This window comes from Formivibrio citricus, assembly GCF_900115065.1.
GTDB lineage: Bacteria > Pseudomonadota > Gammaproteobacteria > Burkholderiales > Chitinibacteraceae > Formivibrio > Formivibrio citricus.
Map to the genome: position 1 here is coordinate 1 of NZ_FOVE01000010.1, position 12,377 is coordinate 12,377.

13 protein-coding genes and 1 tRNA gene are annotated in these 12,377 nt (G+C 59.2%); 3 read left to right on the forward strand and 11 right to left on the reverse strand.

Annotated features, from left to right (window positions below):
- The 3 genes from BMZ36_RS14730 to BMZ36_RS07710 all read right to left on the reverse strand — a co-directional run.
- Positions 1–358, reverse strand: a 358-nt coding sequence (locus BMZ36_RS14730; RefSeq protein WP_143086003.1) for an aconitate B, incomplete at its 3' end; no start/stop codon positions are given.
- 53 nt (positions 359–411) lie between these two features.
- The gene (locus tag BMZ36_RS07705; protein WP_091193967.1) at positions 412–1,314 is read right to left on the reverse strand and encodes an amidohydrolase family protein; all 903 of its coding nucleotides are present in this window, start codon (positions 1,312–1,314) and stop codon (positions 412–414) included.
- Between the two features lie 170 nt (positions 1,315–1,484).
- On the reverse strand, positions 1,485–2,219 hold the full coding sequence (locus BMZ36_RS07710) for a GntR family transcriptional regulator (RefSeq protein WP_091193970.1): 735 nt from the start codon (positions 2,217–2,219) through the stop codon (positions 1,485–1,487).
- Positions 2,220–2,493: 274 nt separating this feature from the next.
- On the opposite strand from BMZ36_RS07710, the gene BMZ36_RS07715 reads away from it, so the two are divergent.
- Complete coding sequence (locus BMZ36_RS07715; RefSeq protein WP_218142668.1) at positions 2,494–3,774, forward strand: SLC13 family permease; 1,281 nt, start codon at positions 2,494–2,496, stop codon at positions 3,772–3,774.
- A 1-nt stretch (position 3,775) separates the two neighbouring features.
- Here BMZ36_RS07715 and yaaA read toward each other — a convergent pair whose 3' ends face one another.
- From yaaA to hisB, 6 genes are all read right to left on the reverse strand, one after another.
- Positions 3,776–4,537: a peroxide stress protein YaaA gene (yaaA, locus tag BMZ36_RS07720; RefSeq protein WP_091193973.1), complete on the reverse strand. Its 762-nt coding sequence runs from the start codon at positions 4,535–4,537 to the stop codon at positions 3,776–3,778.
- Positions 4,538–4,620: 83 nt separating this feature from the next.
- Positions 4,621–5,010, reverse strand: coding sequence for a phosphoribosyl-AMP cyclohydrolase (gene hisI, locus BMZ36_RS07725; protein WP_091194353.1), 390 nt, complete (start codon positions 5,008–5,010; stop codon positions 4,621–4,623).
- Positions 5,011–5,103: 93 nt separating this feature from the next.
- Complete coding sequence (gene hisF / locus BMZ36_RS07730; RefSeq protein WP_091193976.1) at positions 5,104–5,877, reverse strand: imidazole glycerol phosphate synthase subunit HisF; 774 nt, start codon at positions 5,875–5,877, stop codon at positions 5,104–5,106.
- Positions 5,878–6,006: 129 nt separating this feature from the next.
- The gene (gene hisA / locus BMZ36_RS07735; RefSeq protein WP_091193979.1) at positions 6,007–6,747 is read right to left on the reverse strand and encodes a 1-(5-phosphoribosyl)-5-[(5-phosphoribosylamino)methylideneamino]imidazole-4-carboxamide isomerase; all 741 of its coding nucleotides are present in this window, start codon (positions 6,745–6,747) and stop codon (positions 6,007–6,009) included.
- Positions 6,748–6,794: 47 nt separating this feature from the next.
- Positions 6,795–7,436 (reverse strand): imidazole glycerol phosphate synthase subunit HisH, encoded by a 642-nt coding sequence (hisH, locus tag BMZ36_RS07740; RefSeq protein ID WP_091193983.1) that lies wholly within the window; start codon positions 7,434–7,436, stop codon positions 6,795–6,797.
- A 1-nt stretch (position 7,437) separates the two neighbouring features.
- Positions 7,438–8,031, reverse strand: coding sequence for an imidazoleglycerol-phosphate dehydratase HisB (gene hisB, locus BMZ36_RS07745; protein ID WP_091193987.1), 594 nt, complete (start codon positions 8,029–8,031; stop codon positions 7,438–7,440).
- Between the two features lie 241 nt (positions 8,032–8,272).
- Between hisB and BMZ36_RS14735 the strand changes: the two genes are divergently transcribed.
- On the forward strand, positions 8,273–9,982 hold the full coding sequence (locus tag BMZ36_RS14735) for a flagellinolysin (protein WP_091193990.1): 1,710 nt from the start codon (positions 8,273–8,275) through the stop codon (positions 9,980–9,982).
- On the opposite strand, the gene BMZ36_RS07755 is transcribed toward BMZ36_RS14735, so the two are convergent.
- Positions 9,979–10,347, reverse strand: a complete 369-nt coding sequence (locus BMZ36_RS07755; protein WP_091193993.1) for a TfoX/Sxy family protein — start codon at positions 10,345–10,347, stop codon at positions 9,979–9,981. The genes BMZ36_RS14735 and BMZ36_RS07755 overlap by 4 nt on opposite strands.
- A 2-nt stretch (positions 10,348–10,349) precedes the next feature.
- Positions 10,350–11,951, reverse strand: a complete 1,602-nt coding sequence (gene rtcR / locus BMZ36_RS07760) for an RNA repair transcriptional activator RtcR (protein ID WP_091193996.1) — start codon at positions 11,949–11,951, stop codon at positions 10,350–10,352.
- Between the two features lie 333 nt (positions 11,952–12,284).
- Between rtcR and BMZ36_RS07765 the strand changes: the two genes are divergently transcribed.
- Positions 12,285–12,357, forward strand: a tRNA-Ile gene (locus tag BMZ36_RS07765).
- Positions 12,358–12,377 lie beyond the last annotated feature (20 nt).

The window sequence follows — 12,377 nt, forward strand, 5'->3', positions numbered from 1 at the left end:
CGGATTCGGACACGCCCGGCGGGACACGATTGGTGATCAGGTCCATCAGGAAGGCTTCTTCACCCTTGGGCGGGTTGCGCAGCAGGAAGGCGACCGCGGCAGTTTGCGTCGGGTTCAGCGGCAGCGGCGGGATGCCCATGGCGGCGCGTTCGGCGGCATGCTTGCGGTAGGCATCGAAAATGACGGATTTGCTCTTGGCGTCATCCATCGGGATGCTGACCGGTGCGCTGCCCTTGGCGGCGGCGCCTTTGCCCTTTTGGGCAATCGCTTCCTTGGCTTCAGCTTGCGAGGTGATCGCGATGGTGGCGGCTGCGGTGGTGGCGGCACTGCGGATGATGAAACTGCGACGGTTTAGCATTTCTTCATTCCTCCTACAGGATTGAATAAAACTTTTTGATAACTACTTTTTATTTAGAACCGGAACAACTGTGCCGGTGTTTGCGCCAATACGATCTTGCGTTCCGCCGGATCGGGCAGCCAGCTATCCAGCTGCTTGCGCATCGCCGGATAGGTGATCGTCTTTTCAAACGCGGTATTCGGCCAGTCGCTGCCCCATACCAGTCGATCCAGGCCAAAGGTTTCTTTCAATAACGGAATGGCGGCCAGTGCTGTCGCTTCACCCGCTCCGCCCTTGCCATTGCGATACGCCCCGGAAATCTTGACCCACACCCGCCGGGTTTGGGCCGTGGACAGCAAATAGCGGAAGCCAGGATCGTTCACGCCCAATTTGCCATCGGGCCGGCCGAAGTGATCCACAACCACCTTGACCCCGGCTTTGAGCAAGGGCTCCATGACCGCTTTCAGATCCTTCGCCTCGCGATGTATTTCCACCTGCCAATCCAGCTTGACCAGATTGGCCAGGAAGCGCGGCCACGGTCCGCTGGTAAAGTCAGGGATACGCACGCCGCCAACCCAGTTCAGGCGGATACCCACCACGCCGGCTTGGGCCATTTCAATCAACTCCGCCACGGGAATATCCGGATTCACGACGGCGATGCCGCGCAGCCTCCTCGGCTCGGCTCGCAGCGCTTCCAGCATGAAACTGTTGTCGGTACCGAGAAAACTCGGCTGAACCAGCACCCCATGCGTCATGCCGTTGGCATCGAGCACCTGCAAGTAATCCGCGAGCGTCGCATCGTAGTCGGGGGCATAGCGCCGGACATTGGCCAATTTCAAACCGCGTTTGAATACGTGGGCATGCGTATCGATGGCCATCTCTCCGGAGCCCATCAGGGAGCTTGCGCATCCCGGCAAGGTCGAAATGGCTGCCGTACCCAAAACCCCAAGACCAAACGCTCGACGACTGATCTGCATAACTCGTTCCTCTCAAAAGATTGGTTACGGAAACGCTGAACAATTGCTGCGAAGGCGCATGGCTGCGTCGCGCGGTGCTCGAAATCCTCATGTATTTGCACATACATTGCGGTTTCTGCGCTCCGGGCTCCTTGCCCTGCGCCTTCTCGCCGACTTGTTCAGTCGCCTCCTTAGCGGATTTCTACGTGATAACGGAAATGGCTGGCCAAGCCACAGTAACGACGCCACTCCAGCGGTTGCTGGTCATACCCGAATGCCACGCGCTCCACCGTGATCACCGCCGTGCCCTCGGCGATCTGCAGCAGCTCGGCATCCTTGGCGCCGACCGGCTCGACGGTCAGATACTCTTGAGCCGAGGCCACTGCACAGCCAACGCGTTCTTCGTAAAAGGGGTAAAGCAGGTTGCCGAATTCGCTCAAGGGAATATCCAGCAGCGCCGAGAATTTTTCCTTGGGCAACCAGATGGATTCGGAAAGGAGGGGGCGCTGATTGATCAAGCGCACGCGGGTCAAATGGATGACGGGAGAACCAGCCGTGATATTGAGCCCTTGCGCGACCTGCGCCGGCGCTTCAACGACCTCACGGTTCAGCACCCGCCCTTCCGGAGCCAGCGGTTCGCCGGTTTCACTCTGGAAACGGAAAAAACGGAACATCGCATTGTCAAAACTGGCCCGCCGCACGAAAGTTCCCCGCCCCTGGAAACGTTCCAGCACCCCTTCCGCTACCAGTTTGTCGACAGCCTTGCGCACGGTGCCGATCGATACGCCGTAATGACTGACCAACTCGGCTTCGGTCGGGATGGCCTCGCCGGGACGCCAGCGATTCTCGGCAATGTTGGCCGCCAGCTCATCGCGGAGCCTTTGGTAGAGCGGCAGACGGTCGTCGTTGGAGAAGGTGAATGTCATGGCATCAAATTCATATATACGAATATATGTTATTATTGCCACAACTCGGAGCGAGGGTCAACGCCTGTCGGTGACGCGCAATCGGGAATTATCTGCGACCGGATGAGCAGCAGCCTCCAACCGGATCAGGGGCTTGAGCCTTGCAGATTCAAACCCTGACGTGACAAGCTACCGGAACAGACGGGCGGTTTGGGGAACTACGGATTTGAGCGGGCATCCTCGCGAATTTTCAACGCAAGGCCGCAAACTCGGGTGGGATTCAATCGTGACAGCAATGATCATCGTGGCAATCGTCGTTTCAATCGCCCTCGGCTATAAAACCGGGATCAACACCGGCTTGTTTGCGATTGCTTTTGCTTATCTGATTGGATGTTTTGGCCTGAATCTTGAACCGTCGACCGTCATTTCATTCTGGCCACTGCATATTTTCTTCATCATCTTTTCGGTCTCGGTCTTCTACAACTTTGCCATTGCCAACGGAACGCTGGAAAAGCTGGCCGGCCACTTGATCCTGCGCTGCCAGAAACATCCTCATTCGCTGCCTTTCGCCGTGTTCTTTTCCGCCACACTGATCGCCGGAATGGGGCCGGGCTTTTACACCGTATTGGCCTTCATGGCGCCGCTGACCCTGATGCTTTGCGACAAAACGGGGATGAGCCGGGTTCTGGGCGCCATGGCCGTCAACTACGGCGCACTGGCCGGCGCCAACTTGATGACCAGTCAGAGCGGGATCATCTTCAGGGAGCTGATGCAGTCTGCCGGAGCCACGCCGGAAGCGGCCTTCATCAACGCAACCGGCATTTTTGTCGTGACGCTCGTCATTCCCGTCGTTGTCATCACGGGCTTTTTTGCTTTATCCGGGAACAAAGACCGGGTGATTTTTGAAGCGGGCAAACCGGCGCCGTTCGATGCCCAACAAAAAACCACCCTGGCTCTTGTTTCAGTCATGCTGGGAATCGTGCTTCTGGTTCCGGTCCTGCACATGCTGGTTCCCGGCAACCCAGGCATCACTTTCATTTATTCGAAGATGGATATTGGCCTGGTCGCGGCGATCTTTTCCGTGATCGCGCTCTTGCTGAATCTGGCCGACGAGAAAAAAGTTCTTTCGATGGTGCCATGGAGCACCCTGATCATGATCTGCGGGGTCGGCATGCTGATATCGATCGCCATTGAGGCCGGCTCCATCGAGATGCTGTCCGGCTGGATCGGATCGCATCTTCCTGCCGCCATCATCCCGCTGGCGATGTGCCTGATCGCGGCGATCATGTCGCTCTTTTCAAGCACGCTGGGCGTTGTCACGCCGGCGCTCTTCCCGATTGTGCCGGCCATTGCGGCAGCGTCAGGCCACAGCGAAATGCTGCTGTTTGCCAGCATCGTCGTCGGCGCCCAAGCTTCGGCAATCTCGCCGTTTTCCTCGGGCGGAAGCCTGATTCTTGGCGCCAGTACTTCCGAAGAATGCCGCACCCGATTGTTTCCCGAACTGCTTTTCAAGGCCGTCCCCATCGGGTGGCTCATGGCAATTACGGCGACGCTGGTTTTGTCCCGATTCGGCTAAATCAGCTCCGCTGACGACGGAAACGCCAGGTCATGTCATCCGACTGCGCAGCCTCAAAACCGTACCCTTCCAGATCGAAGCCCTTGAGCTGCTGCGGGTCTTCCACACCGTTGAGCGCCGCCCAGCGCACCATCAAGCCGCGCGCCCGCTTGGCATGGAAGCTCACGATCTTGTATTTGCCGCCCGACCAGTCCTCGAACACCGGGGTGATCACCGGGCAGGCAAGCCGGCGCGTGTTCACCGCCTTGAAGTATTCGTTGGAGGCCAGGTTCACCACCACGCCGGGATTCAGTGCGTTGATCGCATCGGTCAGGGTATCGCCCCAGAAGGCATACAAATCCTTGCCGCGCGGGTTGGGCAGTGCCGTACCCATCTCCAGCCGATAGGGCTGCATCAGGTCGAGCGGGCGCAGCAGTCCGTAGAGGCCGGAAAGGATGCGCAGATGCCGGTTCAGGTAGTCGATCCTGGCCGCTTCGAGACTGGCCGCGTCCAGCCCTTCATAGACATCGCCCATGAACATGAACAGCGCCTGCTTGGCGTTCTGCAGATTGAATTCCGGGCTCCAGCCCTGATAGCGCTCATAGTTGAGGCGCGCGAGCTTGTCGGACAAGCCCATCAGTTCAGCGAGTTCCTGCGGGGCTTTCTGCTTGAGAAGGCCGACCAGCCCGGCAGAGCGGTCGAGAAAATCGGGGCGGGAATGGTCGGAAACGGGCGGGGGCGTCGTGGTGTCGAGCGTCTTGGCGGGGGAAATCAGCATCAGCATGGCGGGCTCCGGCGATCTGTCATGCCCCGATCATAACGCCGGTGCCGCCATGAAAAAACCGCCTGAGCAAGGCGGTCTTTCGGTCAGTGCGGTTTCGCGTAGATGGCAGACGGGTCTTTGAGTACCGGATCGGTCACAACCCACTCGCCGTCCTTGAACGCGCGGTAGAAACAGCTTTCGCGCCCGGTATGGCAGGCGATGCCGCCCTCCTGTTCGATCAGGTAGATCAGCACATCGCCATCGCAATCGATGCGCATCTCGTGCACGCGCTGGAAATGGCCGGACTCTTCACCCTTGTGCCAGAGCTTCTGACGCGAGCGCGTCCAGTAATGCGCCGTGCCCTTCTCCGCCGTCAGCGCCACGGCTTCGCGGTTGGCATAGGCGAACATCAGCACGCGCCCGGAGGTCTTGTCCTGCGCAATCACCGGCACGAGGCCGGCACTGTCGAATTTGATTTCATCAAGCCAGGTCATGGGCAAAACCTTCACCACAGAGTCACAGAGACACGGAGAAAATATTGAGGGAGGGTTTTCTCCCCTTCTCTGTGTCTCTGTGGTTCAAAGAATTTACAGGCGAACTTCGATGCCGGCGGCGCGCATCGCTTCCTTGGCCTGGCGCACCGTGTACTCACCGAAGTGGAAGATGCTCGCTGCCAGCACCGCATCGGCGTGGCCTTCGATCACGCCATCGACGAGATGCTGCAGGTTGCCGACGCCGCCCGAGGCGATCACCGGGATATCCACGGCATCGGACACCGCGCGGGTCAGCGGCAGGTTGAAACCGATCTTGGTGCCGTCGCGGTCCATGCTGGTGAGCAGGATCTCGCCTGCGCCGTAGGCCTGCATCTTTTTCGCCCACTCGACGGCATCGAGTCCGGTGTGTTTGCGTCCGCCGTGGGTGAATACTTCCCAGCGCAGCGGCTCGCCGGGCAAGCTGACCTGCTTGGCGTCGATCGCGACCACGATGGCCTGCGAACCGAAGCGGGCCGCGGCATCGCGCACCACTTCGGGGTTGGTCACGGCCGTGGTGTTGATGCTGACCTTGTCGGCACCGGCATTGAGCAGGCGGCGCACGTCGTCGACCTTGCGCACCCCGCCGCCGACGGTCAGCGGAATGAACACCTGCGAGGCAACGGCTTCAATCACGTGCAGGATCACATCGCGCTCATCCGAGGATGCAGTGATGTCGAGAAAAGTGACCTCGTCCGCGCCCTGATCGTCGTAGCGCTTGGCAATCTCGACCGGATCGCCCGCATCGCGCAGCTCAAGGAAATTAACACCCTTGACCACGCGACCGGCAGTGACGTCGAGACAGGGAATAATGCGTTTGGCCAGTGCCATGGAAATTCCTGAAAAGCTATTCACCACAGAGGCACAGGGAAAGGGAGAAAACCGGAAGAACCCAAGAGTTGAAAAAACTCCCGATTCTGGTTTTCCTCCTGCCCTCTGTGCCTCTGTGGTCCAAAAAATTTAGGCAGACAGCTGGTCGGCCAGATCCTGTGCGGCCTGGAAGTCGATCGTGCCTTCGTAGATCGCGCGGCCGGTGATCACGCCTTCGATGCCTTCCTTCTCCACGGCGCACAATGCCTTGACGTCGTCGAGGTTGGTCAGGCCGCCCGAAGCGATAACCGGGATCGTCAGCGCCTGCGCGAGCTTGACCGTGGCTTCGATGTTCACGCCGGAGAGCATGCCGTCGCGGCCGATGTCGGTGTAGATCACGGATTCGACGCCGTAATCCTGGAAGCGCTTGGCGAGATCGATCACGTCATGGTCGGTGACCTTGGCCCAGCCGTCGGTCGCCACCTTGCCGCCCTTGGCATCCAGCCCCACGATGATGTGGCCGGGGAAGGCGTCGCAGGCTTCGTGCAGGAAGCCCGGCTGCTTGACCGCAGCGGTGCCGATGATCACGTAATCGATACCGGCATCAAGGTATTGCTCGATGGTTTCCAGGCTGCGGATGCCGCCGCCCAGTTGCACCGGGATTTCACCGTCGATTTCCTTAAGAATGCCCTTGATGGCATTCAGGTTCTTCGGCTTGCCAGCAAAGGCGCCGTTCAGGTCGACCAGATGCAGGCGACGCGCGCCCTTGTCCAGCCAGTGAGCGGCCATGGCGGCGGGTTCTTCGGAAAACACGGTCGCGTCTTCCATCAGGCCTTGGCGCAAACGTACGCACTGGCCGTCCTTCAGATCAATGGCAGGGATAATCAGCATGATGGTTCAGGCAATCAGATAAATGATTGATAAAAAAGTGGAACGGATCAGAAGCAACCATTCCAGTGTACGAAATTTTCCAGGAGTTTGAGGCCCGCATTGTGGCTTTTTTCCGGGTGGCACTGGATGGCAAAAATATTGGCCCGCGCCACGGCCGCAGCAAAGCGGTAGGGGTAGGCACTTTCGATCACGGCGATATCGTCCGCCGGGACGAAATGGTAGCTGTGCACGAAGTAGAAGCGCTCGCCGTCGGGGATGCCCGCCCAGAGCGGATGATCCTTGAGGATGAACATCTCGTTCCAGCCCATGTGCGGCACCTTGAGCTTCTGGCCGTGTTCGTCGTGCATCTTGTCGGCCGGGAAACGGATGACCTTGCCCTTGAACACACCCAGGCCCGGCGTATCGCCTTCCTCGCTGAATTCGAACAGGAGCTGCGCACCGACGCAGATACCGAGGAACGGCTTGGTTTTGGCGGCATCGAGCACGGCCTGTTTCAAGCCGCGCGCTTCGAGCTCGCGCATGCAGTCGGGCATCGCGCCCTGACCGGGGAACACCACCTTGTCGGCAGCGGCCACAACCGCCGGATCGGCGGTGAGGATGATTTCGGCGGCATCGCCCGCCACATGCTCCAGCGCCTTGGTTACCGAGCGCAGGTTGCCCATGCCATAGTCAACGACAGCAATTTTCATCTCAGCCTGCCAGTGTGCCCTTGGTGGAAGGCATCATGCCTGCCATGCGTTCGTCGAATTCCACGGCCATGCGCAGCGCGCGGCCAAAAGCCTTGAATACCGTCTCGGCCTGATGGTGCGCATTGTCGCCACGCAGGTTGTCGATGTGCAGCGTCACGGCAGCGTGATTGACGAAACCGCGGAAGAACTCGCCGAACAGCTCGGTATCGAACTGGCCGATTTTCTCGCGCTTGTATTCGACTTCATGCACCAGACCGGGACGGCCGGACAGGTCGACCACGACGCGGCTCAGGGCCTCGTCGAGCGCCACATAGGCATGGCCGTAGCGGCGTACGCCCTTCTTGTCGCCGAGCGCCTTGGCAAACGCCTGGCCGAGCGTGATGCCGATGTCCTCCACCGTGTGGTGCGCATCGATATGCAGATCGCCGCTGGCCGCGATCTCCAGATCGAACAGGCCGTGGCGCGCGATCTGGTCGAGCATGTGGTCGAGGAACGGCACGCCGGTATCGAATTTCGACTGGCCGGAACCATCCAGATTCAGCGTGACGGTGATCCGGGTTTCCAGCGTATTGCGGGTAACGGTAACTTGGCGCATGGCTTTTTCAAAACGGAAACGGCCGCAAACGCGGCTAAGCCCTGATTGTCCAACAGAATTCGTGTGGCGTGAAGCCAAATATAAGGGTTATCCCCGAGAAATGGCTTGTGACTTCCCGGCATTGCAAAACCCTCTGCATAAAATTTCGGCATGGCCTCAAGTTTTTGAGCTGACAGCCGATCTTACGATAGCGATCCCTGTCATTGGGATGGCTTTACACGTTTGCGAGACATAAGCTGCCATGCAGATCCAGACCAACGTGCCGTCGCTGTTTGTTCAGCGCCAGCTCGAAAAATCCTCCGAGGGGCTCAATACGAGCCTTCGGCGGTTGTCGTCCGGACTGCGCATCAATTCCGCGAAAGACGATGCCGCCGGACTGGCGATCAGCGAGCGCATGGATTCGCTGATACGCGGCAACACCCAGGCGCGCCGCAACGTGAACGACGGTGTTTCCCTGCTGCAGACCGCAGAGGGCGCCATGCAAACGGTAACGGACAGCATCCAGCGCATTCGCGAGCTGGCCGTGCAGGCCGCCAACGCCACCAACAGTTTGGGCGACAAACAGGCCCTGCAGCAGGAAGCCAACCAGCTCTTGCAAAACATCGACCAGATCGCCGGCCAAACCGAATTCAACGGCGAAAAAATCTTCTCGCAAAACCGCAACAGCCTGAGCGGCACCGCCGCCGAACGGGCCGTACTCGATGGCTTGAAGCTGGGCTGGCTCGAAGAATCCGTCGAGCGCATCCAGACCTATTACGGCATCACGGGCGACAACGCCGCCACGCTCGAAATCGTTCTGACGCCACCAGTCGGCTCCGGGCTCACCTCCTCGCCCGGCGGCGTACTGGCCGCGGTCGGCAGCCTGACCGGCACAGCCGACGGACAGGGCCGCACGCTCAATCCCTTCCTCTATGTTGACATGGCGGATTTCACCCCGCCCAACCTGCCCGACGGCGGCAGCGCGCCGATCTACAACGACCGGATCATCGCGCACGAGATGGTGCATGCCGTCATGGGCCGATCGATGAATTTCAACAGCGTGGGCGCACTGCCAAGCTGGTTCAAGGAAGGCGCGGCCGAATTCATCCACGGCGCAGACGAGCGCCTGAGCACGGATTACAACGGCGGCGCCGGCCTGGCAACGATCCTCACGGCATTCGGCAACGACGATGTATCGGCCAGCGCCGGCTATTCGGCAGGCTACGCCGCAGTTCGCTACATGCACCAGAAGATCAAGGAAGCGGGCGGGGACGGCATCAAGGACATCATGGTCTACCTGAACCAGAATGCCGGTTCCGATCTCTCCCAAGCCCTGACCAATGCGAGCAGTGGCGCTTTTGCCGATCTGGCGGGCTTCAAGGCCGATTTCAATGCCGATGCCGGAGCATTCATCGGCGGCATGAACCTGACCAACTCCGACACCGGCGCCATCGGCGGATACGACACCGATCAGGGATCGGTCCTCTCGGCCAAGGATATTCTTCTGGATCGCGGCGACACCATCGCCGAAACGCAGGTCGACGGCTTCGCGCTGGATTACCAGAGCGTGGGCGGCGTGGACCGGAAGAGCTTTGCCCTGCAGGTTGGCGCCAAGAGCAACGAAACCATTACGGCCTCGATCGCAGCCATGAACGTCTCCGCGCTGGGAATCGACAGCGTCGATCTCGTCAACCTGCCGCAGTTTGCCCTGTACGACCTCGACAAGGCGCTGGATTTCGTCAGCAAGCATCGCGCGGAAATCGGTGGAGCCCAATCACGGCTGGAAAGCACCGCCGCCCAACTGGAAACGTCCATCGAAAGCCAGTCGGCCGCCCGTTCGCGCATCCGCGACGCGGATTACGCCACCGAAACCGCCTCCCTCACCCGGCAGAACATCCTGCGGCAAGCGGGCACCGCGATGCTGTCGCAAGCCAACAGCATGCCCAACCTCGTCCTGCAACTGCTCCGCTAACCCGCTTTCTTGCCGCGGCGCGGGCCGGTTTTCTGCCGCGCCCGCAACGCCGCCCCGATGCCTTTCCTCGCCCAGTCGCAAAGCTCATGCGGGGTTTCCAGCGCGTAATCGGGCAAGGGATAGTAGGACATTGTCGATACCGAACCGTCCTTCATCGGATAGGTGAACGGCTGCAAGCCTTCGGCCTCGAACGCCGGGCGGCTGGTGTCGTCCACCTTCACGAACAGCACGTCGTCCGCGACGATGGCGAAGAACACCTCGTCGCAATACAGCCCGTAGCCACCGAACATGGCCTTGGCGCGGATTGAGCCGAGCGGGGCAAGTTGCTCGATCAGCCAGTCGAGGTATTCGTTACGGCGCGCCATGTTTATTTTCCTTTCTGGTTGAAAACACTTACCTGCTGCCAATCCAGGCCAAACCGGGCCAGATATTTTCGCAGCCGATCCGCATCGTTGGGTTGTTTTTTGTCTTTGCGCGAACAGGCAAACAATTTGCGACCTGCATCGGACAAACTGGTCGATTCGCGGCATACGCTCAATACCCCTTCCAGTTGAATCCGGTCAAAGACATCCAGCTCTGCCGCGGCATCCCCCAGTAGCTCAGCCAGGGCATCTGCTTTGCCTGGTAGCCGCCAGTTGGCCTGCAGCCGTTCAATTTCATCATCCACCACCGCCGTGGTGATTCGCCCGGACTCAGCCAAGGTAGCCATGCGGCTGACCGAGGCCGAGAGCTCCCGGAAATTACCGCTCCAGCAGGCTTGAGTGGTGGTGGCAAACGCCAGATAGCGTAGCCGGGCTTCGGTATTGAAACGCACCTGTTCCCCCTGCTCGCGCGCGAACCGTGCCAATTCGAATTCAATATTTGGCTCGATATCTTCACTGCGCGCAGCCAGCCCCGGTAATTGGTAAGTCCATAGATTGATCCGTGCAAACAGGTCTTCGCGGAATTTCCCTTCGGCAACCCACTGGCGAAGGTCACGGCAGGTGCCGGCGATCAACTGGAAATTACTGCTGGCCTCGCGATCCGAGCCAAACGGGAAGAAACGCTTTTCCTCGATGGCCTTCAGCAGCATGGCTTGTTCATCCAGTCCCAATTCGCCGATTTCATCCAGAAACAGCACACCGCCATCAGCAGCGCGCAGCAAACCGGCCCGTTCATTCGCCGCGCCGGTAAAAGCGCCTTTGGCATGTCCGAACAGCGCAGACATTGCCGCATCGCCGCGCAAGGTAGCGCAATTGACTTCTACAAACTCGCCGGCAAGTTGCCGGCGCTGGCGCTTGAGCTCATACAGTCGCCGCGCCAGAAACGATTTGCCCGCGCCGGTCGGCCCAATCAGCAACAGTGGCGCTTTCGAGCGCACCGCTACACGTTCGATTTCCTCAATCATCCGGTTGAAAGCCGCATTGCGCGTGGCGATCCCCGACTTGAGAAAAGACACCGTTTCAGCCTGCTCGCGGGCAAACCGCTGGGCTATTTTGTCGTAACGGGACAAATCCAGATCAATGATCGTCGCCGTCCCCAGCGTCTCCCCTCGCCGTTTGACGGGCGGGGAAGTCTGGATCAATCGCGCAGGCAAGTAGCGCGATTCTGCCAGCAGGAACCAGCAAATCTGCGCCACATGCGTCCCGGTGGTGATGTGGATCAGGTAATCCTCGTTATCCAGATCAAACGGATAAGTCGCTGCAAAATCATGCAGCAGGCTATACACCTCTTCGAAATCCCAGGGGTTTTGCAGCACCACCTCTCGCGGCTCGATCGTGGTTTCAGGGGATACCTGAGCAATATCCAGCGTAATCCGCGATACCAGCCCCCGGCTGCGCTCATCGTGCAGCAGCACCAAACGGTCGACGATCTGATCTTCCTGCTGGCACAGGCAAACCGTAGGCCGCCACTTGCTCCATCGCTCCGCCCCTTTCCCCACGTAATCGAGCACGGTGCCGACAAAGCCGATCACCACCGTTTTGCGCATTTTGACTTATCCAAAAAGATAAACAACGATTTTATCGTATCAGAAAGATGACAATTGCGATAACCAAAAATTCCAGAATCATTATGCAATATCTATTTTTTATTGTTGTTTTTCAATGAATTACACATTCAATTCCCTCCAGTGCCTTTCTCTGGCACGCCTCTCGCTATTTATGATTTGCCGCAAAACTGCAGTCGCCCACGGTCCGGGGCTCAAAACCCCCGACGGTGCGCAAAAGCCGGACAAATCTGTTGCCGATGCGCATGCCGCACTGCCAAAGAAACGGTACCGACGTTGCTGGTGCTTTGCCTGGGTTCGATTCCCGGAACGTCGCCTTCGATAGCTCAATGGGTAGAGCCTCCGCCTAATAAGTGGACTGTCGCGGGTTCGAGTCCCGCTCGAAAATTGCCTTGTAACGGCAAACAT